This is a genomic window from Sphingobacterium sp. 40-24 (genome assembly GCF_001899705.1).
GTDB classification, from domain to species: domain Bacteria; phylum Bacteroidota; class Bacteroidia; order Sphingobacteriales; family Sphingobacteriaceae; genus Sphingobacterium; species Sphingobacterium multivorum.
The window spans coordinates 202,392-224,379 of record NZ_MKWH01000055.1; the positions used below are offsets into that span (position 1 = coordinate 202,392).

Sequence of the window (21,988 nt, forward strand, 5' to 3'; positions counted from 1 at the left end):
GGTATATGTGATAAAATCTTGTGTTCGTTGCCTGCAATGCTAATTAGCATTGCAGGCAATAGTGAATTGGGTATGGGCTAGGACAGTTTCTTGTTTGATATGCCCAAGTTTTTCGCCAATCCGAACAAAGAATTAATGAAGCCTGTATCTTCGCCATTTTCAGCATCAGTCGCCGCTTGTTGAAGTTTAATCAATGCTGCTGAAACGGTGAGGTTCTTAATATCGTTTGTGGAAATTCCATATTTATCGGCTAATCCACGCACCTTTTCTGCGAGGTCTCCTTGTCCATCTGGACCTATCAAAGAATTTTTAATAGCTGTGGCATGTTTGGAGTTGTCAATCAAGTGATCAAAACCTTTGGAGTTGGATACTTGACGGACGATATTCTCAAAGAACATGGTTTCACCACCAACAATATCGATTTTTGCTGTTTTAAGTGCTTCCGATAATACGCCGGCTTGTGCTTGAGCAATGTCTTTTTGGATATTGATGTGTGCGAGTTCAATATCACGTTCTTTTTGCAATTGCAATTTGAATTCTTCGTGATCTCTGCCCACGCCGTCCAATTTCTTCATCGCTTCAGCTTTCTCTTCGATACCTTTGGCTTCAGCAAGCGCTTTCTCACGCACCACTTCCGCCTGTGCTAAGCCTTCTTTACGCATCGCTTCCGCTTTCTTCTCAATGACATTAGCTTCAACAGTACCTTGTTTTTCTTCAGCTTCAGCTTTGGCAACCATAACTTCGGCCTCGGATAAGCCAAGCGCAGCTTCTTCTTTGGCTTGTGCCTCGGCAATAATCTTACGACTTTCGGCCTCTTTGAGCGATGCTTCTTTTTTCGCTTCCGCATCGATCAATAGCTCTTGTGCACGCTTTTCGGCGATTTTACGAGCAGCCTCCGCGTCGATTACTTTTTTCTCTGCTTCCTGTTCTGCCGCAATTTTTGCAGCTTCGGCAGCTTTAACAGTTGAAATTAATTTTTCTTCTGCTTCTTGTGATGCCGCAATAACACCCGCTTGTTTTTTACGTTCTACTTCACGGAATACTTCGATGTCTTTGACGCCTTGTTGCTCTTCAACAACACCTTTTTCCAATTGTACACGTTCTTTGATAACGCCTTGGATACTTTTCTTTTCGGTTTCGATCGAGCGTTCTTTGTCGATCTGTGCTAAGGTAACAATGCGCTCGCGTTCTGTTTGTTCTAAGGCGCGATCTTTTTCTACACGTTCGGCCTCCACAGCATCGGTACGTTGTTTATTCTTTTCAGCAATGATAATCTGCCGCAGTTTATTTTCTTCTTGAACAGCGAGTTGCTCTTCGGTAGAAATCCGGACGCTTTCGTACTTGAGACGTTCTTCTTCGCGTACCTTTGCTATTTCTGCTTCTTCGCGTGCTCTGATGTTGTCAATTTCCCGTTTTTGTTTCTCTTCCTTTTCGGCAAGCTGACGGTCTAGTTCTAGAATCGCTTCCCTTGCTTCCACGTTTTGTTTTTTGATTAGTTTCTCCTCATCACGACGAATGAAGTTGGCATTTATATTTTGTTTGGCTGTTAATTCGGTGATCTTTTTGATACCCTCACTGTCTAGGATATTATTTGGATTGAGATGTTCGATGTCGGTCTGTTCAAGGTAATCAATCGCACAGTCGTCCAAAATATAACCATTAAGATCAGTTCCGATGACGTCCAGTATCTCATCACGGAATTCGCGACGGGCTTCGTATAATTCAATGAAATCAAATTTCTTACCTACTGTTTTGAGTGCTTCGGAGAATTTAGATTCAAAAATACTTTTTAATGTTTCTGGTTCACTGGCGCGGTCGCAACCTAAATTTTGGGCTACATTGATCACATCATCTACATTTTTATTGACACGAACAAAGAAAGCAACTTTGATATCTGCACGAATATTGTCCTTACAGATCAAACCTTCACCCTGCATACGGGCAATCTCAATTTTTTTGATTGAGATGTCCATGATCTCCATCTTGTGAAATACAGGTACAACATACATTCCCTTGTTGAATGCTACTTTTGTACCACCAACACCGGTTCGTACAATCGCTTTCCCTTGTGGAATTTTCTTGTAGAATGCACTCAATACAACAAAGAATGCAAAAATTAAAAAGACAGCCAAACCGACAATTAAAAGTATAATTCCGTTTAAGCCACTTAAAAATAAAAGAGGTTGATATAGCATATGATTTGTATTTATTTAGATTTTAATATTTGGGTTTACGATTAGAATTTAAAAGGATAAAGATTCGCTCTTTTAGGACAGTTGTTTAGTGTCGGGGTTTTGCGTTTATTCCTTTTCCATTAAATATTGTCTATCGTGATTTCTTTGGTCACATAATAATATTTCTTGTCCTTGGATTCGTCAACAATAATGACATCGTCTCCATAGCCTATTTTCTCCCCATTATGGCTGACAACATTGAGGCGAATAGGATCCTGTTGGATGATAAATTCGGCAGAACCTATTTTCTTGCCTTCAATACTGGCTCTCATTTTACCCATGCGACCAAGAAAATCGTGACTTTCTTCGCCATTGTAACCTATACTTTTGAACATTTTAGCTAAAGGTTTGGTCAGAAAATGCATTAAAATAAATGTAACAATAAAAACAGGGATCAGGATTAATACGGACTTTATCCCCCATGAAGCAACGTCGATAAAGAGCGAAGAAACAATGGTAATTATCCAGCCTATAAATTTGAACAGTGTTACAATAAGCATGATGGGTACTTTGCCAACATTGATGTAATCCATTGCTTTTGCAAAGAAGCCAGGTTCTGTATTAGCGTCCGTATCCGTATGATGATGGTGTGCATGATCGCCGCCCTCAGTTGCGATATCATGTGAGCCATCAACGTCCGTGACATCAGGTGTAGGATGGAGGTCTATATCTGCATCGGCATCAAATAGATGTACTCCATCACCCATCAGAAACATAAATAACCAATACACTACAGACATGCCAGTTAAGACTGTCATAATTCCATTGGACAATGGATTGAATAAGATATTGATTAGTTCTGTCATAGTGTTATTGTTTAAATTTTCTCTCTCTTGAAAGTATAATGAAAAGACCAGGAATTCCCATTGACTTCAAGGTCCTGCATGGTTACCAATTCCCAGCCTTGATTTCCAAGATCATTTAAGATTTCATCAATTTTTTCGGGATCCAACTTTGTTCCCCAAAAACCTTTAGGTTCAATTTTTAGCGTTTTATATTCAAATCTTTTCATCATTATTTAATTTTCTTTTTAGTTCTTCTAATTCGTTGTTGACGGCTTCAGACCCGCCGATGGTCTCGTTGATCTCATCAACTTTACTTTTGTTACCTAGTGCAATCTCGCCATAGGCCTTTGCTAGTGCCTCGTCTTCCTCGACCTTCTCTTTCATACGTTCTAACATGGAAATCGTACTATTGGAATCGATATTAGCGAGCTGACGATTGACCATTTTAGCTGCGTTGGATACCTTTACACGTGCCTTTAAAGTAGAGAGTTCACCTTCCCATTTCGATATATTGAATTTGAGAATGTCTACATTTTTGTGTAGCTCATCCGATGAACTTTGATGAATCACGGCTTGTTTCTCCAATTCACCAGCTTCGATTAACAACTGTTTTTTCAGCAACAGCGCTTCCTTTGCAAGACCTTCTGCCTTTTCTGTCGTTAATTCTCCTTTTTGTGCTTTTTGGAGTAATAGAATAGCTTTGTTTTCGAATTCATTGGCTTCTTCTTTTTTCTTTTCACAATTGTTTTGGGTACGTATGGCTAACGCTTTAACTTTAGCATAGGCTTCTAACGATTGTTCCAGGTCCTCTTTCATCTCACGGATACCCTGTTCCGTCATTTTGATGGGGTCTTCCATTTTGTCCACGACTGCGTGGATCTCGGCTTGACCAATTCTGAAAATTCTCTTAAAAATATTCATTATTCTATAATTTTGAAAAACTTATTAACTGATTATAATATTCACTCATCAAAAGACTCAGCGAATTAATGGCTGCATCAAACTCATTCTGATCGAGATTATGTATTTGTAAGGTATACCGAAATATAACTTTGGTACCATCTTCTGTTAATGCAAACCCACCGTGTATAATATCTCTATTCTTTATCAATAGTGATTTGAACATATCCATGGTGTCATTGCTGATTGTAAAAAGATATTGCTCAAAAATCAGGATGGGTTGGGCAATGCCTACAATCAGGTTACGGATTCCGTCATCTTCATTTTCGATGACAAAGATTCCTTCTTTTGTATCCTTATGGGTGATGGTGTAACCGATATTGGCGATATAATTTTCAATTTTTGAGAAGTACATAATCAAGTTTTTTATATATTGCACATATTCTTTGCATAAAGGTAATAAAAATGCAAAAATATTTTGCAATAAATATTCAATTTTTTTAAAATGAGCAACGTAGGCAACAATATTAAGAAATTAAGAAAAGTGAAAGGAATGAGTCAACAGGCATTTGGGGATATTTTTAATCTTACTAGAGGTAATATTTCGTCTTACGAAGAAATGCGTGCAGAGCCAAAAATTGAGATTGTTCTAAAGATTGCAAATTATTTTGGCATTCCTGTGCAGCATCTTATTGAAAAAAATCTATCTGTCAATGAAATTCTTAATTTCAATGATTATTTTGATCCAAATGTTTCTCTTATTGGACGTAAAAGACTGTTACAAATCCCGCTGCTGGAACGAGATGGTATTTTTGAGGCGGGTAGTTATTTTTCGAAATTAGAAGAGCTTCCAATAATTGAATTTCCTTTGCAAAGTAGGAACCGCCTCATCGCAATCGAATACGCTGACGCTATTCCGGTGCCGAGTGATTTTTTGGCTGGCCCTCAATCCATTTTATTTTTTGAAGAGGTAGATGTTCAGAGCCTACATACGTTGGATAAAGCATTTGGTTTGTATTTTTCCGAAGAAGAGTTCTTTATTGGAAAATACAGTTTGCAGGAAAAGGAGATTAGTTTAGCCTTAAATGCCTGGAAGAAGATTGATCTCACTATGGGGGAGAAGGCATATTTCTGGAAATTGTATGGCAGGTTTGAGCGAATCTAATTGCGTGGAACTTTTTCCTATTGTTTATTCGGTTTTGCCGGTATCGGGCGTATTTCCATGTTGTTATCATATCCGTGGTTAATTATTTAATTGCAGTCCATTTACAAGGTATTAACAAGGGGTTTGCAGGGGTTTACCCTTGTAATACCCCTAATATGTACGGCCTTGGAGTTGATCTGATGTTGACTTGCCTACAAGAAAAGAAGACTCCTAACTCAGGCCTGCAGAATGGGAGTGTCCACAAAAAATTTCGTAGAGTCGGGCATTGTAATTAAATTAGTTCGATAATAAAGTAATGTTACAAAAAGGTAGGGTTGTGATTAAGATGATGGTGAACTTGTCGATCCGATAAAACTAGAGTGATTTATTTAGTTTTAGAACAACACGCATAAACGGATAAATGACCAGACATAAAAAACTAAATTTAAATAAATGAAGAAAGTAGCCTTATCAGCATTAATTGCTGGATTTTTTGTTATTTCCTGCAATAATTCCGCGACTAAAAAAGTCGACGTAAAAGATACAACTGCCGCTATTGACTTAAAAAAAGATACGGCCGAAACGTCGGTAGAAAATAGCGGTGGCGAAGTGCCAATACCGAAATTTAGTTCTGCTGGGACACAAAAATTGGCGGAGGATTATACAAAATATATCAAAGAATTTATCGCTGTTGCTAAAAGCGGCGATGTTGTTAAACTCAAGGAGCTTGCAGCGAAGCGACGGGAATGGGCGGCCAAAGAAACTGAAGCTGTTGCTAAGTTTACGCCAGAAGATGCTAAATTATGGAAGGCTTATGCAGAGAACCTAGGAAGAGCGTTGACTGCAAGCCTGACAAAATAAGTTGGAAACAATCGACGAGGTAGGGGCTTGAAAACCTACCTCGTTGATCATACTAGAAAGGCAGATCGTCTTCATTTTCATCTGGAGGTGTTGGGATGTCATCTTTGGCACCGTTCGAATCAGATAAAATCATAAAATTATCTACTTTAATTTCTGTGACATATTGTTTTACCCCATCTGCGTTCTCATAGTTACGATAGGTGAGTTTGCCTTCAACCATGAGTTTGGTCCCACGTTGGCATTTCTTTTCAATGGTATTGTTTTGCTTACCCCAAACCACGAGTGTATGCCATTGAACTTCTTCAACCCATTCACCGGCTTTGTTCTTGAAAAGATCATTGGTGGCGAGACGTAATATGGAGTAATTGGTGCCAGTGGAAGTTGTTTTGATTAACGGGTCGTTTCCTAAATGCCCAACCAATTGTACTTTGTTGCGTAATGTGCTCATGTGTCTAATTTTTAAAAGTTTTTAATAATTCTTATTTTAGTTGATGGTCATTGGCTATGAACGCCGAATGATCTTAAGCAAAGGTGGGGCGGGGAAATAATTATAGTCGTCTATTTACCATTTGTATTCGACTATAGTCGGTTGTAACCGTTTGTTGTCGTTTAATCTTCCGTTATGAGTTCTGGAGAAAAAGTCTGCCTTGAATGTGGCAAAGTAATATATGGCCGTTCGGACAAGCGATTTTGTGATGATGCTTGCCGGAACGCCTATAACAATAAATTAAATAGCGACCAGACCAATCTGGTGCGCAATGTGAATAATATCCTACGAAAAAACCGCCGTATTTTATTAGATGCATTGAGTGGGGAGGGTATGGTGAAGATACAACGGGAAAAGTTAAAGCGGTTGGGATTTGATTTTAAGTTTCATACACATACTTTTTCCAATAACAAGGGGCAGACCTATAGCTTTATTTACGAAACAGGGTATCTGTTGTTGGAGAATGATTGGGTATTGATTGTTCAAAAGAAACCGCTGTGATATTGATCACAATAGATTCATTTGTATTGGTTTAGTTTGCAGAACTGAGCTTGGCTTTTCTTATTGCGATATAATTAAAAATAGTAAACGTTAGAATCAATATGTAATAGCATACTGGTATGAGTAAAAAATAGGCGCTATTAAAGATATTGGTTAAAAAAGACGGTAGTGCAATTTTAAAAAAATCTGCAATAATGATATAGACTATGAAACTTCCGAGAAAAAATAGTCCAACAGCGTGTATTATAATTATTTTTTTTAGGTGCTTACTGTATAAGGCGTCTTTGTTTTGTTTCGTATAACCCATAATTGCTGGGACCAATAGCCCTAATAATGGATTGACCAAAAAGGTGAGCGATGCTAAATATAGCGCTTTAATACTTCCTGTTTGATTGTTGTCGATACTGATTTGATTTACATTTGGCATAATGAGTTGTTCTAATGGTATTTCCAAAATTTGACTGATCTGTTTGAGACTAAATCCACTGATTTCTTCCGTGCCTTTTTCTATGCGTTGCACTGTTCTTAGCGATACCCCCGCTTGATCGGCGAGTTCCTGCTGCGTTAGTCCCTTACGTTTTCTTGCTAGTTTGATTAATTGATTAGCTGATTGACTTTCCATAGTTCAAAGATGGGGAAATAGTCGTTGAATTTTAGTGAAATTGATGCGACAATAATATGCCAATATCGTGCTGAACAATATAACAGATTAATAATCAAAAGTTTTTGGAATTTGGTAAATATTTTGAATCTTTGCAATTCAATAGAGTAATTAATAAAAACGGAAGAATATGTTTGCAATATTAGAAAATCCCGCTTCGTCCACAGAGAAGATTCTCGGGAATATTCTTCGGAATACGGCCCTTTCCTAATCTTCTTCTTAATACGTTAAGTAACCTAGGTTGATATTGGCTAAAACGTGGCGCTCGAAATGGTAGTCCACTTTTCCAATATGCTTAGCTTATTCAGGAGTTTTAAAAATCCAGTTACTTTCAAAGTTATCGTGAAAGCTGGATATGAATGTTATGTTTTAGAAAATTTTATGAATTCAGTAAATAAATATGTCCTTCAGGCGCTGGATAACTATCCGATGTATTTGGAGGAGACCATGGAATCCTTATCCTATGCGCTATCCTATGATGAGTCCAATACAATGGCGCTGTGTTTGATGGGAAGAGTTCATGCCGAACAGCTATTGGACTATGAGCAGGCAAAAAGGTATTTCCAGGAAGCTTTGGTGCATAATGTGCAGGCACTGGAAGTATATCCTTATTTCATTCAGACATTGATTGATATGGGGGAGTATGAAGCTGCAAAAAAGACGATCAAATTTGCTTTGACACTTCCGGCCATGCCCTTGACAGGAATCTGGATCAAGAAAGCACTGCTATTTGAAAAAATGAGAAAATACAAAAAGGCATTGAAGGCGTTAAAAAAGGCTAAACTTGAAAATGTTGACCTCGATTTTTCGTCAAACCTGAAGGCGATTGAAGATCGGATTAAAGGAAAACAGGAAATTAAGAACGGGAACGAAAAGGAAAACAAGAAAGAACGGAAGAACAGCCGAAAATAATCTCACCTTATTCGTATAACAGTTTTTATTTTGAACGAAGTCCAATAAAGAAGCCCTAGCTGAAATTTCAGCTAGGGCTTTATCAATATAGTTTAAGAATTATTCTGCTCTTAAGATTTTCGCAGCCTCAACCATAGACTCTAAAGCCGCTTTGGTTTCTGGCCAAGCACGAGTTTTCAAACCACAGTCAGGATTAACCCAAAGTTGTTCTGCTGGAACTACTGCTTTTGCTTTGCGCAATAGATCTACCATCTCATCTTTGCTTGGAACACGTGGTGAGTGAATGTCATAAACACCTGGACCAATATCATTTGGATATTTGAAATCACCGGCGAAAGCATTCAATAATTTCATTTGAGAACGTGAAGTCTCAATCGTGATAACGTCGGCATCCATTGCAGCGATATCTTCGATCACATTATTGAACTCAGAATAACACATGTGTGTGTGAATCTGTGTATCGTCTTCAACATTTGATGAAGAGACACGGAAAGCACGTACTGCCCAGTTCAAGTAATCTTTTTGATCAGCTTTACGTAACGGTAATCCTTCACGGATAGCTGGTTCATCGATTTGTATGATTTTGATACCTGCTTTTTCCAAGGCTTGTACTTCATCCAAGATCGCCAATGCAATTTGGTAAGTCGTTGTTGAGCGCGGTTGATCGTTACGTACGAAAGACCATTGTAAGATTGTTACAGGACCAGTCAACATACCTTTAACCGGACGATTTGTCAATGATTGTGCATATGAAGACCAACGGACAGTCATATCTTCAGGACGGTATACGTCACCATAGATAATCGGAGGTTTTACACAACGTGAACCGTAAGATTGTACCCAACCATTTTGTGTGAAAGCGTAACCAGCCAATTGTTCACCGAAGTATTCAACCATGTCATTACGTTCGAATTCGCCGTGTACTAATACGTCGATATCCAATTGCTCTTGAAGACGGATGGTGTTTTCTGTTTCTTCTGCGATTGCTTTATCGTATTCTGCCTGCGTAATAGCACCCTTTTTCAGATCTGCTCTCCATTTACGAACATCTTTCGTTTGTGGGAATGAACCGATAGTTGTGGTCGGGAACGCCGGTAAGTTGAATTTCGCTTGTTGCGCTGCTTTACGGTCTGCAAATGCTGAAGTGCGTTTTGCATCGTCATCAGTAATATTGCTTGTACGTGTTTTAACCTCTGGTTTGTGGATCAATGGAGAGGTACGACGGCTTTCAGCAGCCGCTTTGTTCGCTTCGAAGCGTTTTGCTGTTTCAGCATCAACTTCTCCCTCCGCTAGTACGGCTAAGTCTTTTACTTCAGCTAATTTTTGTTTAGCAAATGCTAACCAGTTTTTTACTTCAGCTGGTAGCGATTGTTCATTGTGTTCATTGTCTAAGTCAAAAGGAACGTGCAACAAAGATGAAGAAGGAGCTACCCATACACGGTCTTTTCCTAATGCATCAACAGCCTGTTTGATTTTAACCAATGATTTTTCGTAATCATTTTTCCAGATGTTACGGCCTTCAACAATACCTAAAGATAATGTTAATGAAGCAGGAACTTTAGCCAATACCGTATCCAATTGGTTTTCACCGCGTACCAGATCCAAATGTAAAGCATGGATAGGTAGGTTAACTGCGATATCTTCGTTGTCTTTTAAAGCTTCGAAGTAAGTCGTTGCGATTAATTTGATATTTTTTGCTGCTGCAGCTAATTTTTCGAAAGTAGGTTGATATAAAGCTTTTACTTTAGCATCTAAATCCAATGCTAAGAAAGGCTCGTCAATCTGAACATATTGTGCACCAGCATCAGCTAATTTAGCTAGTATTTGCTCATATACTGGAATAAGTTTATCCAATAAATCGATACGGTCGAAGCCAGCTTCTTTTTCTTTACCGATCAAAAGGTATGTAATAGGACCTAATAGAACTGGTTTAGTATCGATGCCCAATGCTTTTGCTTCGTTGTATTCATTTAAGAATTTTTCGGAAGTCAATTTGAATTCTTGATCTTTTGTGAATTCTGGTACCATGTAGTGGTAGTTCGTATCCAACCACTTGGTCATTTCCATTGCAGTCACGTCGATTCCTTCTTGTTGGAAACCGCGCGCCATGGCAAAATATAGATCTAAACTGTAATTGTTGTCTACTTTATTCAATAAAGAATGGTAGCGAGCAGGAATTGCACCAACAGTGAGGGTTAAATCCAATACTTGATCGTAAAAAGAGAAATCATTGGAAGGGATCAAATCTATTCCAGCATCTTTTTGTGTTTTCCAATTGCCTTCACGAATTTTTTTTGCTGTGTCCAATAATTCCTCAACAGAAGATTTTTTAGCCCAATAGGCCTCATTGGCTTTTTTCAATTCGCGGAACGCGCCCACACGAGGGTAACCTAAATTGTTAGTCAATAACATAATGAATGTTTTTAATATTTCTTTTTCAACTATATTTCTTGCTAGAGAGAGAAGGACACACTAGAATTTGGTGACTTCGGCTTATCATTCCCATATCAAGTAGGGTAGAATTTAGCACCTTGTCAAGGGACAGGTTGCTAAGGCTTCATCGGGTCTATTCCCTCTGCCTTTCTCTATAAGCGACGCTAAGTTAGAACATTTCTTTTTGAAATGCAAATTTTTTATAAAAGTGCGTCAATTTTTTATATTCTACTAAGGATGAAATTGTTTTGTTCTTTTATTTTCATCCACGAATTCGAGTAAGTCACGCTTGAATACGTGTGTAGCATAAAAAGGGGAATGACTATATTTTTCATTCCCCTTTTTTTAGCTGACCAAAAGTTTGTAACCTTTTCCGTGCACATTGACAATTTCAACTTTGCTATCTTCTTTTAGATATTTACGAAGTTTACTGAGAAATACATCCATACTTCTACCCGTAAAATAGTTATCATCATGCCATATTTTTAACAACGCTTCTTCCCGGGTCAGCACATCATTTTTCTTTAAGCAAAGCAAGCGGAGTAGTTCAGCTTCTTTCGTGGAGAGTTTTTGCATCTGTCCTTTGTAAGAAATCTGCTGACTTGTATAATCAAAGAAATAATCGCCAATTTCAAATTTATCCGCAACCACTTCTTCTTCTTTGTCTCGAACACTGCGTTTCAGCAAAGCATTGATGCGGAGCAATAATTCTTCCACTCGAAAAGGCTTGGTGATATAATCATCTCCTCCTAGCTCAAAGGCTTCGGTCTTATCTTCCATCATCCCCTTTGCTGTGGCAAAGATAATAGGAACAGTATTGTTTGTTTTTCTGATTTCACGTCCAACTGTAAATCCGTCCTTTTTTGGCATCATGACATCAAAAATACAAAGGTCGTAGTTATTTTTTTTGAATTGAGAAATCGCTTCATCTCCATCCGTGCATAATGTGACGTCAAATTTTCCCTTTAATTCGAGATAGTCTTTTAAAAGATCCCCCAAATTAGGATCATCTTCTGCTAATAATATCTTTTGCATAATGAATATATTAATTTTCACCAATGTCCCTTGATGCTGATAAATCAGCCTTCCTCAACCTTTGAAATTTTTTAAAGAGGAAATATACAAAAAAGGAACGTTTTATTTTTTAATAGGCAAAATTACTTCAAAGGTCGTGCCTTTATCTTTTTCACTTTTAACTGTAATTTTTCCGTTCAGCCTTCTCAGAATGTCCTGTACATAACTTAAGCCAAGGCCAAATCCTTTGACATTATGAACATTCCCAGTTGGAATACGGTAAAACTGGTCGAAAATCTTTTGCAGGTGATCCCGGCTCATCCCAATACCATTGTCGGCTATGGTGACAACAATGGTGTCGCCAACATTTTTTGAATTGATGTTGACATGTAAATCTCCTTTGCTGTACTTGATGGCATTATCCAAAAGATTGTAAAATACATTGGAAAAATGTAACTCATCACCAACGACAACATCCTTGGTCGCTGCAAGATCTATACTGAATTTCCCGCCAATATTTTGCATCCGTAGCTGCATACTGTCCGTTACTGCCGAAACAAGATCATTGATGCATACTTCTACCTGGTCGAGTTTTAGCGTTTCTTTTTCTAGTCTTGCCAAATCGAGCACACGTTCAATATGATTTCCGAGTCTAACATTTTCGTCGTAGATGATATTAGCCAATTTCTGAACGCGCTTGTGGTCGGCATTGATGTCTGGATCTTTAAGTGACTCACTGGCAATCATAATTGTTGCAACAGGTGTTTTAAACTCATGCGTCATGTTGTTGATGAAATCCGTCTTCATTTCCGAAACTTTCTTTTGTCTGAAGATGATAATCAGTGTATAAGCAAAACACCCCACCAACAAGAAAAGCAGTGCCAGCATGGGCAGCAACAGATAGCCCATATTATCGGCAATTATCGCCTTTTTATTGGGGAAATAGATGGTTAATTTTCCTGGCGCAGCACCGATATCACCTTTAAAAAGTGCCGTTGAGTATTTGGTTGTATTTGTTGGGTTATTTAAAGCGGCTTCGTTTAAAATATTATTTAGTAATATATTGTTTGTGCTCCATATTTCAATATTGAAAGGAGCTTTAATGTCGCGTTGAGCCAACTCCTCTTTGATAAGTTCTTGAACGATGATCACATTCAATCGATCCTTTAATGGACGTTTAGCAAGCTCCATTCCAATAGCAATATCTTCGATGTAGTCTGCTTTTTTGCCGCCCAGCATGGCAACGGAATCATATACATTAAAGCCACTCCACGCGTTTTTTCTGTTGAGGATATCCAATCTTTTTTCCAAATCAGAAATTGTTTTCGCAAGTTTCGCATTCTCTCTTGGAGGTAATGTGGCTACCCGGAATTTTGTTTGTTGATTGACCAGTGGGTCCATTAGGGGGATAACAAACCGCGTGCTATCGTCCTTCCCATTGATCTGATCATCTACCTTTGAAGCATTTAACATGATAAAAGCCTGTACCAAATTATCGTCGGTAAGCTCATTTGAAACAGAAAATTTGATAAATTTCTGGTACTCCGGTCTTTTGATGTATGTTTCGTAGAATGAATTTTTGATTTCAATTACATTTGGATACAATGCACGTAATTGGTCTTCTTGCTCTTTAAAGTTTGAGAAAACAACATGTTGTTTGTTTTTTAATTCTTCAATTCTATACTGTATTTCGAGTTGCTCGGCCAAAAGACGTTGTTTGGCCTGTTCCTGCTTGGATTTTTCAATGTTACGCTCCTGTTGAACCTTAGCGAAGTCAACTACCTCCCGTCGTTCAAGCTTACCGGCAACAGCTGTAATCGCAGCATTGACGGACTCATCAAATAATTGAGACTTTTGGCGATAAGAATCTCTCAGAAAATAGAATTGCATGGCCAATACCCCAATTAGAGCGAGAGACATCAGTCCAATGATTAATACAATGCTATTTTTCTTCATTAGTATTGGGTATTAAATAAATGTATTTTGAATATATCAAAAAGTTTATAGCGCTCAGTTTATTTACCATTTGCGTATTCATCCCTTATGCCATGTGAGCGGCCATTTAAGGTGCGATAGCTCATTTTTTCTTAAATTGTTACAAATATAAAGATGCTAATGTGTTTTGTAGCTGTTTTAACAATGTTTAACAGCAATCTGTTTAAATATAGATGCTGTTCTTTGTAAATTAGTGAATAGAAATGGATTATGTGCTGAATTGCGCTGTGGACAAATTTTAATCTACGCGGTTGAGTCTAACTGCTGGAGAAGTGAATAAGCCGAATATGACGCGTTCATTGGTACAATGAGTGCTCTTTAATAACTATATAAAGATGAAAAGCTACGTATTATTATTGGTATTGTCTTCCATAGGGACCATTGCTTTAGGACAAGTAAAGGTGAAACCGCAGATTCCTTTAATGGAGGAAAAAGAATCAAAGATGCCTGTCTTTAAATTGGATTCTTCAGATGAAAAGTATCATATGCCCATTAAGAGGCCAAATCGTGTGGACGGTCTAGCCCCAATGCCAGGAACGGAAAAAATGCCCAAAGGTGATGAGAAAGAAAACAATCTTCCTTTTAGGCGCTTGAATGATTCGCTAAAGGTGAAGGACTTTAAATTAAAAATCGACTCCTTGTATCCAAACAAGCAAAAAAAATAGCGTTCTAGATAGAACGCTATTTTTTTTGCTTTAATCCTTATTGTCCATTATAGCTGGGAAACACGGATTGTATTTGTTTTACCTTTTTCGATTAACGGTGTCGAAGCTGTATTGATAATGATAGATCCAGGTTTAACGTAGTTATTTTTTACAATAAATTTGTTAACATCATGAATAGATCCATCTGTGCTTTCGAACTTGTCGTAGATAAAAGTTTTTACTCCCCAAAGTAGGCTGAGTTGTTTCAGCAATTTTTGTGTTCCTGTGAAAACTAAGATATCTACATTTGGTCTATAACTTGTAATTTCAAACGCTGTTGCACCAGATGATGTCAATACCGCAATTGCAGATGCATTTGTTTTTTGAGCAAGATAAACCGAAGATGCGCAAATCGCGTCCGGAATAAGTGTTCCGTCGTGGATTTCACTAACTTTCTCATTATAATAAGGATAAGAAGTTTGTTCCACGTGGATAATGATTTTGCTCATTGTTTCGATAACGATTTCAGGGAATTCACCAACTGAAGTCTCGCCACTTAACATCACAGCATCCGCTCCATCCAATACGGAGTTGGCTACGTCATTTACTTCAGCACGTGTAGGACGTGGTGTAGTGATCATACTTTCCAACATCTGTGTCGCAATGATTACCGGTTTTGAAAGATCTCTACATTTCTGTACGATGATCTTTTGAAGTCCTGGTACCTCTTCCATTGGAAGCTCAACGCCCAAGTCACCACGAGCAACCATAACAGCATCTGTAGCTTCGATAATGGCATCAATATTTTCAATCGCTTCCGGTTTTTCAACTTTTGCGATTACACGAGCATGGCTTCCTTTTGCCTCGATGATTTTTTTACATTGAAAAATATCTTCTGCCGAACGTACGAAAGACATCGCGATCCAGTCTGCACCATGATCCAGGGCAAAATTCAAGTTGTCTAAATCTTCTTCCGTCAACGATGGGATAGATACTTTGGTGTTCGGTAAGTTAACGCCTTTACGTGAAGTAAGGACACCTCCGTGTACAACTTCACAGGTAACAGTATCTTTATGATTGGTCTCTAAAACACGAAGTTGAAGTTTTCCGTCATCAAGTAAAATGATTTCGTTGGCTTCAACATCGTTTGGAAAGTTTTCGTATGTAATGTAGATTCTGTTTTCGTCTCCGATGAGTTCTTGTGTTGTAATTTCAACTTTTGAACCATTCACGAGAATAGCTCCACCTTCTTTCATTTTTCCGATCCTAATTTTTGGACCTTGTAAATCGGCTAAGATGGCAACATTGAATCCTGTTTCATTATTTATTGCATTTATAGTTTCGATTACCTTAAGGTGATCTTCCTGGCTGCCATGAGAGAAATTCAACCGGCACACATCAACCCCTTTGGCAATCATGTTGGTCAAAACTTGTTTGTCTGCCGAGGCAGGGCCTAATGTTGCGACAATTTTAGTCCTTTTTTGAACTTTTTCCATCTGTTATTTTGTATTTTAAATGTTCTTCATTAATCACAACAAATAGCCTACTATATTGTTGTGTTTTGTCAAAACTAAATCGAATTAATTTAGATCTAAGTTGGGGTGTATTTGCTACACTAACCTACAGTTTGCTAAAATATGAGATTTTCTTTAGATTTCAATATTTTTGGTGATATTTCTTTTGCAATGACGACTTCGGGTAATTTGTTGATCCTTTTGATAATATGTTCCACGTCATCCTCACAGATGTAGTTTTTGATGATGATAAAAAAATCGAAGTGGGGGTTTTCCGGGATTAAATAAGTGCCTTCGATGCTCTTATTGTTGATCAAGAAATATTCGGTGTCGGCATCGGCGATAAGGTAATGAAAAGCAGTGAAGTGGTAGCTTATTTTTTTCTTTGGATCAAAGACAATGTGATATTCAAGCTCTTCTTCGGTTTTGTTTTTTTGTCGACCATCATGGTCGTACTTGCTTTCTTTTCCTCTGGAAAAATTCAGGTTAGTCTCCTTGTTGATGAAATGGCAGAGTCGGTAATCTTTCAACGAACAGGTGATGGCGAGTAGGGTAAAATCCAACTCTTCATTCATGTCCATATCCAATCTTGCTACTAACTTATTGACCACTTTAATGTTTAAATATATGTCCCTCTGCTAACGAAGGTACTAATAATTTTGAGGTAGGAATATACTTTTTGTGTAAAATTTGAGTTAATTAGCTGAGCGTTTGGAATACAAAATATTTTTTGTTATACTTGAACTAAGTTAATATAGAGTGGGTTAGCTAGTATAAGACGCGAATAAGTTCGGTCGCCTAACATGGTGACTTTCATCTAAATATCAATTTAGGTTTGAATTTTGATGAAATTTATTTTTCTTTGCACAGATTTATTAAACAATTAAACTATAAAATCATGTCAGATATCGCTTCAAGAGTAAAAGCAATTATCGTTGAAAAATTAGGTGTTGACGAAAACGAAGTAACACCAGAAGCTTCATTCACTAATGATTTAGGTGCTGATTCACTTGACACTGTTGAGTTGATCATGGAGTTTGAAAAAGAATTCAACGTTGCTATTCCTGATGATCAAGCAGAGACTATTGGTACTGTTGGTCAAGCAATCGCTTATTTAGAAAAAAACGTTAACTAACTAATTTAATTAGGCTAATCGTAATAAATGGAGCTTAAAAGAGTAGTAGTAACAGGATTAGGCGCCCTTACACCAATTGGTAATACCGTCTCAGCTTACTGGGAGGCGTTAATAAATGGTGTAAGCGGAGCTGCTCCTATTACGCATTTTGATGCGTCAAAATTCAAGACTCAGTTTGCATGTGAGGTAAAGGGGTTTGATCCGCATGAATTTATGGATCGAAAGGAAGCTCGTAAAGTCGATCCTTTTGTCCAGTATGCAATTGCGTCAACAGATGAGGCAATTAAAGATGCTGGCTTAGATTTTGAAAAATTAGATACAAATCGTATCGGAGTAATTTGGGGATCAGGAATTGGAGGTTTAACAACTTTCACTGAAGAAGTTGCAAACTTTGCAAAGGGAGATGGAACACCTCGTTTCAATCCTTTCTTCATTCCTAAGATGCTCGTTGATATTGCTCCAGGACATATTTCAATGCGTCATGGTCTACGTGGCCCTAACTTTTCTGCCGTATCGGCTTGTGCCTCGGCTACCAATGCAATGATAGATGCTTTTAACTATATTCGTATGGGCAAAGCTGATGTGATTGTTACAGGTGGATCAGAAGCTACAGTCAATGAAGCTGGAATTGGTGGGTTCAATGCTATGCATGCGTTGTCAACCCGGAATGATGATCCTAAAACAGCATCACGTCCTTTTGATAAAGACAGAGACGGTTTTGTTTCGGGAGAGGGTTCGGGTGCATTGATCTTAGAAAGTTTGGAGCATGCCTTAGCACGTGGAGCAAAAATCTATGCAGAGATTGCAGGGGGTGGAATGAGTGCAGATGCACATCACATCACAGCCTCGCATCCTGAAGGATTGGGCGCAAAACTGGCTATGACAATGGCTGTAAATGATGCAGAGATGGATTTTTCAGATATTGATTATATCAATGTTCATGGAACATCTACACCGGTCGGTGATATTAGTGAAACGAAGGCTATTGTTGACCTGTTTGGTGAACACGCTTATAAATTGAATATCAGTTCAACTAAATCAATGACAGGGCACCTTTTGGGTGCTGCAGGGGCTATTGAAACTATCGCTTCTATATTGGCTGTTCAAAATGATATTGTCCCTCCGACAATCAATCACTTTACAGACGATCCGGAAATTGATAACAACTTGAATTTTACATTCAACAAAGCGCAAAAACGTATCGTTAATGCCGCTTTGAGCAACACATTCGGTTTCGGTGGGCATAATGCTACCGTTATTGTGAAAAAATATAAAGCTTAATGTTTGATCCTTCAAACATGGTTTGATAATATGAGCTAGCGACAGGTTCTTTAACTAGGACTTGTCGCCTTATTTTTAGAAGAGATGCCTTTTGCAAGGATATATAAATTATATTTTTCGCCAGATCGGGAATACGTTAGAAAACTAAAAAACCTGCTAGGATTTGTTCCCGGAAATGTACATCTGTACAAGATGGCGTTTAGACACAAGTCTGTCGCCGTTACAATTAAAGAGGGCGCAAAAAATAGCAACGAACGTTTAGAATTCTTAGGTGATGCTGTTTTGGGTTCGGTTGTGGCTGAACTGTTATTTAAGAAATATCCTTATAAAGACGAAGGGTTCCTGACTGAAATGCGCTCAAAAATTGTCAGTAGAGCAAATCTAAACCAGCTTTCCAAAAAGTTGGGGTTTAATGAGCTTATCCAGTTTGATGCGCGAATGATCAGTTTTCCAAATAAACAAGGATCTTTATTGGGTGATGCTTTTGAGGCATTGATTGGGGCAGTTTATCTAGATAGGGGCTATGTTTTTACCAAGAGCTTTTTGTTGAATCGAATTATTAAACCGCACGTCGATATTCACCTATTGGAACAGACGGAAACAAACTTTAAAAGTCGGTTGATCGAGTGGTGTCAACATACTGGCAAAGAGATTGTATTTCGGCAAACAGACAACCCGGAAGGGGAATCTTCTAAGATGTTTAGTATTGAAGCGGTCGTGGATGGTATTGTTTGTGGACTTGGCCGTGATTTTAATAAGAAGTCTGCCGAGAAATCTGCCGCCGAAAAAGCCTGTGAATTCCTTAAAATTCTGGAAGTAGAATAAAGGATTTTATTAACTTTGCCAAATATGGCAGTAGTAAAACCTTCTTTGGCAAAAGGAACGCGTGATTTTTCGCCTTCCGAAATGATCAAACGCAACTATATTTTCGATACACTGAAAACGGTATTCAGAAAATATGGCTATAATGAAATACAGACCCCTTCATTTGAAAATTTGACGACCCTCACCGGTAAATACGGCGACGAGGGTGATAAATTGATCTTTAAGATTCTTAATTCGGGTGACTACCTGACAAAAGCGCCCGACAGCCTGCTTCACGATAAAAATTCCAATAAGCTCATTCCGCATATAACAGAGAAAGCACTAAGATATGATCTTACGGTGCCCTTTGCGCGCTATGTTGTGATGCACCAAAATGATATTACTTTACCGTTTAAGCGCTTTCAGGTGCAACCTGTATGGCGTGCAGATCGTCCGCAGCGCGGAAGATACCGCGAGTTTTATCAATGTGATGTCGACGTTGTCGGGTCAGAAAGTCTATTGAATGAAGCTGAGTTTATTTTGATTTATCAAGAAGCCTTCGAACGGTTTGGACTGAAAGATTTTAATATCAAAATCAACAACCGGAAAATTCTTTCGGGTATTGCTGAAATCATCGGCAAACCGGAGCTGATCGTAGACATGACTGTCGCGATCGATAAATTGGATAAAATCGGGTTGGAAGGTGTCAACAAAGAACTGTTGGAAAGAGGTTTTACAGAAGCAGATCTTGCTATTTTGAAACCTATAATTTTATTGGAAGGCTCAAATGATGAGAAACTTGCTTCCTTAAAAGCGATTTTAGCAACTTCTTCTGTCGGTTTAAATGGCATTGCAGAGATTGAGGAAGTGTTTGACTATGTAGCTAAATTAGGTGCTGAAGAAAAGTTGCTTCATCAAATCATAGATCTAGATATTACATTGGCTCGAGGTCTCAATTATTATACGGGCTGTATCTTTGAGGTCAAGACGAATGAAGTGGCCATGGGAAGTATCGGTGGAGGTGGCCGCTACGATGATCTTACAGGAATGTTTGGTTTGAAGGGACTGACCGGTGTCGGCGTTTCCTTTGGTGCAGACCGCATTTATGATGTGCTGGAAGAGTTGAACTTATTTCCTGCTGGGAAAGCTGATTCTACCAAGCTCCTGATCATCAATTTTGACAAACAGCTGGAAAGTTATACCCTGAGCTTACTCAACAAGCTTCGCAAGGAAAATATCGCTTCGGAACTCTATGCATCTCCTGTAAAATTGAAAAAACAAATGGGTTATGCGGATGGGAAGGGTATTCCCTACGTGTTATTAGTCGGTGAAGAGGAGGCTGCATCGGGGCAATTGTCATTAAAGGACATGGAAAGCGGGGAGCAGGTAAGGGTAACTGAAAGTGAGCTGATCCAAAAACTTCGATAGCAAACAGTTTGCATAAAATAGATTAAGCCAAATGATTATTAAGTCCTTTGGCTTTTTTATTTTCATAAGTTTTTGATTTATTTGATTGTGCCGTTCATTTATTTGTAATCAAATGCTATATACTTTAAATCAAATGTCTTAGAAGTGTCTTAAAGTATAAATAAAATTGATTTTTGGGCAAGGAAATTCGTCCAAAATTATTAGATTTGTAGTCTAGAATAGTAAGAAAATCAAAACTTTGAAATGAGTTCAACACCTATAACAAAAGAGACATATTTGGAGTGGTATAAGTCTATGTTACTTATGCGTAAGTTTGAAGAAAAAGCAGGTCAACTTTACGGACAACAAAAGATTCGTGGTTTCTGTCACTTGTACATAGGACAAGAGGCTGTAGTCGCTGGAACGATGTCAGTAATCAAACCTGAGGATTCTCTAATCACTGCTTATCGTGATCACGCCCACGCTTTGGCTAAAGGCGTTTCTGCAAATGCTTGTATGGCTGAATTATATGGAAAGATCACTGGTTGTTCAAAAGGTAAAGGAGGTTCTATGCACTTCTTCTCCAAAGAGCACAAATTCATGGGTGGCCATGGTATTGTTGGAGGTCAGATTCCTTTAGGTGCTGGTATCGCATTTGCTGAAAAATATCTTGGTACAGATAATGTAAATATCTGTTATATGGGTGATGGAGCTGTGCGTCAAGGTGCATTCAATGAGACATTGAACATGGCGATGTTGTGGAAACTCCCTGTTATCTTCGTATGTGAAAACAACGGTTATGCAATGGGTACTTCTGTACAACGTACAACGAACATGCAGGATATTTACAAAATGGGCTTAGGTTTCGATATGCCTTCTGCTCCGGTTGATGGAATGGATGTTGTTGCTGTACACAATGCGATGGACGAAGCTGTTCAACGTGCTCGTGCAGGTGAAGGTCCAACGTTCTTAGAAATTCGTACATACCGTTACAAAGGACACTCAATGTCTGATCCGGCTAAATATCGTACGAAAGAAGAGCTTGAAGCGTATAAAGACCGTGATCCATTGTTGTCGACTAAACATGCTATTTTAGAAAACAACTATGCGGATGACGCTTGGTTTGCAGAGGTTGAGGCTGATGTGAAAAAGGTCGTTGAAGAGTCTGTAAAATTTGCTGAGGAATCTCCTTATCCAACTGCAGATGAATTGTACAAAGATGTATATGTACAACAAGACTATCCATTTATTTTAGATTAATACTCTTTAACTTGAT

At 38.3% G+C, this 21,988-nt stretch carries 22 protein-coding genes and 1 riboswitch; of the genes, 10 read left to right on the forward strand and 12 right to left on the reverse strand.

The window, feature by feature from the left end; translation table 11 throughout:
• Positions 1-77 precede the first annotated feature (77 nt).
• The 5 genes from BGP15_RS20175 to BGP15_RS20195 all read right to left on the reverse strand — a co-directional run bounded on the left by BGP15_RS20175 (position 78) and on the right by BGP15_RS20195 (position 4,334).
• Entirely contained in the window at positions 78-2,195 is a 2,118-nt protein-coding gene (locus BGP15_RS20175; RefSeq protein WP_112373948.1) for a flotillin family protein, read from the reverse strand.
• Positions 2,196-2,314: 119 nt separating this feature from the next.
• Positions 2,315-3,040, reverse strand: coding sequence for an OB-fold-containig protein (locus tag BGP15_RS20180; RefSeq protein WP_046674834.1), 726 nt, complete (start codon positions 3,038-3,040; stop codon positions 2,315-2,317).
• A gap of 11 nt (positions 3,041-3,051) precedes the next feature.
• Positions 3,052-3,249 (reverse strand): DUF4177 domain-containing protein, encoded by a 198-nt coding sequence (locus BGP15_RS20185; RefSeq protein ID WP_083295781.1) that lies wholly within the window; start codon positions 3,247-3,249, stop codon positions 3,052-3,054.
• Positions 3,233-3,940, reverse strand: coding sequence for a PspA/IM30 family protein (locus BGP15_RS20190; protein ID WP_112373947.1), 708 nt, complete (start codon positions 3,938-3,940; stop codon positions 3,233-3,235). Before BGP15_RS20190 ends, BGP15_RS20185 begins: the two co-directional genes overlap by 17 nt.
• Before the next feature lie 4 nt (positions 3,941-3,944).
• A complete protein-coding gene (locus tag BGP15_RS20195; protein ID WP_046674974.1) occupies positions 3,945-4,334 on the reverse strand; it encodes a YbjN domain-containing protein in 390 nt (129 codons plus the stop codon).
• A 90-nt stretch (positions 4,335-4,424) separates the two neighbouring features.
• On the opposite strand from BGP15_RS20195, the gene BGP15_RS20200 reads away from it, so the two are divergent.
• A complete protein-coding gene (locus tag BGP15_RS20200; protein ID WP_070561585.1) occupies positions 4,425-5,084 on the forward strand; it encodes a helix-turn-helix domain-containing protein in 660 nt (219 codons plus the stop codon).
• Positions 5,085-5,516: 432 nt separating this feature from the next.
• Positions 5,517-5,924 (forward strand): hypothetical protein, encoded by a 408-nt coding sequence (locus BGP15_RS20205; RefSeq protein ID WP_286770632.1) that lies wholly within the window; start codon positions 5,517-5,519, stop codon positions 5,922-5,924.
• 52 nt (positions 5,925-5,976) lie between these two features.
• Here BGP15_RS20205 and BGP15_RS20210 read toward each other — a convergent pair whose 3' ends face one another.
• Complete coding sequence (locus tag BGP15_RS20210) at positions 5,977-6,372, reverse strand: single-stranded DNA-binding protein (protein WP_070561582.1); 396 nt, start codon at positions 6,370-6,372, stop codon at positions 5,977-5,979.
• A gap of 174 nt (positions 6,373-6,546) precedes the next feature.
• Between BGP15_RS20210 and BGP15_RS20215 the strand changes: the two genes are divergently transcribed.
• Complete coding sequence (locus BGP15_RS20215; RefSeq protein ID WP_286754801.1) at positions 6,547-6,912, forward strand: hypothetical protein; 366 nt, start codon at positions 6,547-6,549, stop codon at positions 6,910-6,912.
• A gap of 31 nt (positions 6,913-6,943) precedes the next feature.
• On the opposite strand, the gene BGP15_RS20220 is transcribed toward BGP15_RS20215, so the two are convergent.
• Entirely contained in the window at positions 6,944-7,534 is a 591-nt protein-coding gene (locus BGP15_RS20220) for a helix-turn-helix domain-containing protein (protein ID WP_286770633.1), read from the reverse strand.
• A 420-nt stretch (positions 7,535-7,954) separates the two neighbouring features.
• Between BGP15_RS20220 and BGP15_RS20225 the strand changes: the two genes are divergently transcribed.
• Complete coding sequence (locus BGP15_RS20225; RefSeq protein ID WP_070561792.1) at positions 7,955-8,485, forward strand: hypothetical protein; 531 nt, start codon at positions 7,955-7,957, stop codon at positions 8,483-8,485.
• A gap of 99 nt (positions 8,486-8,584) precedes the next feature.
• Here BGP15_RS20225 and metE read toward each other — a convergent pair whose 3' ends face one another.
• From metE to BGP15_RS20240, 3 genes are all read right to left on the reverse strand, one after another.
• On the reverse strand, positions 8,585-10,897 hold the full coding sequence (gene metE, locus BGP15_RS20230; RefSeq protein ID WP_353681994.1) for a 5-methyltetrahydropteroyltriglutamate--homocysteine S-methyltransferase: 2,313 nt from the start codon (positions 10,895-10,897) through the stop codon (positions 8,585-8,587).
• A 78-nt stretch (positions 10,898-10,975) separates the two neighbouring features.
• Positions 10,976-11,079, reverse strand: a riboswitch (SAM riboswitch).
• A 184-nt stretch (positions 11,080-11,263) separates the two neighbouring features.
• Positions 11,264-11,953, reverse strand: coding sequence for a response regulator transcription factor (locus BGP15_RS20235; RefSeq protein WP_172840643.1), 690 nt, complete (start codon positions 11,951-11,953; stop codon positions 11,264-11,266).
• 102 nt (positions 11,954-12,055) lie between these two features.
• The gene (locus BGP15_RS20240) at positions 12,056-13,888 is read right to left on the reverse strand and encodes a sensor histidine kinase (protein ID WP_115047017.1); all 1,833 of its coding nucleotides are present in this window, start codon (positions 13,886-13,888) and stop codon (positions 12,056-12,058) included.
• Between the two features lie 374 nt (positions 13,889-14,262).
• Between BGP15_RS20240 and BGP15_RS20245 the strand changes: the two genes are divergently transcribed.
• Positions 14,263-14,592: a hypothetical protein gene (locus tag BGP15_RS20245; protein ID WP_286770634.1), complete on the forward strand. Its 330-nt coding sequence runs from the start codon at positions 14,263-14,265 to the stop codon at positions 14,590-14,592.
• A 47-nt stretch (positions 14,593-14,639) separates the two neighbouring features.
• On the opposite strand, the gene pyk is transcribed toward BGP15_RS20245, so the two are convergent.
• Both pyk and BGP15_RS20255 read right to left on the reverse strand, forming a co-directional pair.
• A complete protein-coding gene (gene pyk, locus BGP15_RS20250; RefSeq protein ID WP_070561569.1) occupies positions 14,640-16,067 on the reverse strand; it encodes a pyruvate kinase in 1,428 nt (475 codons plus the stop codon).
• Between the two features lie 134 nt (positions 16,068-16,201).
• Positions 16,202-16,696 carry an IPExxxVDY family protein gene (locus BGP15_RS20255; RefSeq protein ID WP_236560104.1) on the reverse strand — a complete coding sequence of 165 codons (495 nt, stop codon included), beginning with the start codon at positions 16,694-16,696 and terminating at the stop codon, positions 16,202-16,204.
• Positions 16,697-16,983: 287 nt separating this feature from the next.
• Between BGP15_RS20255 and BGP15_RS20260 the strand changes: the two genes are divergently transcribed.
• From BGP15_RS20260 to pdhA, 5 genes are all read left to right on the forward strand, one after another.
• Positions 16,984-17,220, forward strand: coding sequence for an acyl carrier protein (locus BGP15_RS20260; protein WP_028070665.1), 237 nt, complete (start codon positions 16,984-16,986; stop codon positions 17,218-17,220).
• A gap of 27 nt (positions 17,221-17,247) precedes the next feature.
• Complete coding sequence (gene fabF / locus BGP15_RS20265; protein ID WP_046674847.1) at positions 17,248-18,501, forward strand: beta-ketoacyl-ACP synthase II; 1,254 nt, start codon at positions 17,248-17,250, stop codon at positions 18,499-18,501.
• An 84-nt stretch (positions 18,502-18,585) separates the two neighbouring features.
• Positions 18,586-19,326, forward strand: coding sequence for a ribonuclease III (gene rnc, locus BGP15_RS20270; RefSeq protein WP_286770635.1), 741 nt, complete (start codon positions 18,586-18,588; stop codon positions 19,324-19,326).
• 24 nt (positions 19,327-19,350) lie between these two features.
• Entirely contained in the window at positions 19,351-20,733 is a 1,383-nt protein-coding gene (hisS, locus tag BGP15_RS20275; RefSeq protein WP_286770636.1) for a histidine--tRNA ligase, read from the forward strand.
• Between the two features lie 243 nt (positions 20,734-20,976).
• The gene (gene pdhA, locus BGP15_RS20280) at positions 20,977-21,972 is read left to right on the forward strand and encodes a pyruvate dehydrogenase (acetyl-transferring) E1 component subunit alpha (RefSeq protein WP_046674850.1); all 996 of its coding nucleotides are present in this window, start codon (positions 20,977-20,979) and stop codon (positions 21,970-21,972) included.
• Positions 21,973-21,988 lie beyond the last annotated feature (16 nt).

Coding starts and splice junctions, on each gene's coding strand:
- BGP15_RS20175 (WP_112373948.1), bottom strand. CDS start 2,195: ATGCTATATCAACCTCTTTTATTTTTAAGTGGCTTAAACGGAATTATA.
- BGP15_RS20180 (WP_046674834.1), bottom strand. CDS start 3,040: ATGACAGAACTAATCAATATCTTATTCAATCCATTGTCCAATGGAATT.
- BGP15_RS20185 (WP_083295781.1), bottom strand. CDS start 3,249: ATGATGAAAAGATTTGAATATAAAACGCTAAAAATTGAACCTAAAGGT.
- BGP15_RS20190 (WP_112373947.1), bottom strand. CDS start 3,940: ATGAATATTTTTAAGAGAATTTTCAGAATTGGTCAAGCCGAGATCCAC.
- BGP15_RS20195 (WP_046674974.1), bottom strand. CDS start 4,334: ATGTACTTCTCAAAAATTGAAAATTATATCGCCAATATCGGTTACACC.
- BGP15_RS20200 (WP_070561585.1), top strand. CDS start 4,425: ATGAGCAACGTAGGCAACAATATTAAGAAATTAAGAAAAGTGAAAGGA.
- BGP15_RS20205 (WP_286770632.1), top strand. CDS start 5,517: ATGAAGAAAGTAGCCTTATCAGCATTAATTGCTGGATTTTTTGTTATT.
- BGP15_RS20210 (WP_070561582.1), bottom strand. CDS start 6,372: ATGAGCACATTACGCAACAAAGTACAATTGGTTGGGCATTTAGGAAAC.
- BGP15_RS20215 (WP_286754801.1), top strand. CDS start 6,547: ATGAGTTCTGGAGAAAAAGTCTGCCTTGAATGTGGCAAAGTAATATAT.
- BGP15_RS20220 (WP_286770633.1), bottom strand. CDS start 7,534: ATGGAAAGTCAATCAGCTAATCAATTAATCAAACTAGCAAGAAAACGT.
- BGP15_RS20225 (WP_070561792.1), top strand. CDS start 7,955: ATGAATTCAGTAAATAAATATGTCCTTCAGGCGCTGGATAACTATCCG.
- metE (WP_353681994.1), bottom strand. CDS start 10,897: ATGTTATTGACTAACAATTTAGGTTACCCTCGTGTGGGCGCGTTCCGC.
- BGP15_RS20235 (WP_172840643.1), bottom strand. CDS start 11,953: ATGCAAAAGATATTATTAGCAGAAGATGATCCTAATTTGGGGGATCTT.
- BGP15_RS20240 (WP_115047017.1), bottom strand. CDS start 13,888: ATGAAGAAAAATAGCATTGTATTAATCATTGGACTGATGTCTCTCGCT.
- BGP15_RS20245 (WP_286770634.1), top strand. CDS start 14,263: ATGAAAAGCTACGTATTATTATTGGTATTGTCTTCCATAGGGACCATT.
- pyk (WP_070561569.1), bottom strand. CDS start 16,067: ATGGAAAAAGTTCAAAAAAGGACTAAAATTGTCGCAACATTAGGCCCT.
- BGP15_RS20260 (WP_028070665.1), top strand. CDS start 16,984: ATGTCAGATATCGCTTCAAGAGTAAAAGCAATTATCGTTGAAAAATTA.
- fabF (WP_046674847.1), top strand. CDS start 17,248: ATGGAGCTTAAAAGAGTAGTAGTAACAGGATTAGGCGCCCTTACACCA.
- rnc (WP_286770635.1), top strand. CDS start 18,586: ATGCCTTTTGCAAGGATATATAAATTATATTTTTCGCCAGATCGGGAA.
- hisS (WP_286770636.1), top strand. CDS start 19,351: ATGGCAGTAGTAAAACCTTCTTTGGCAAAAGGAACGCGTGATTTTTCG.
- pdhA (WP_046674850.1), top strand. CDS start 20,977: ATGAGTTCAACACCTATAACAAAAGAGACATATTTGGAGTGGTATAAG.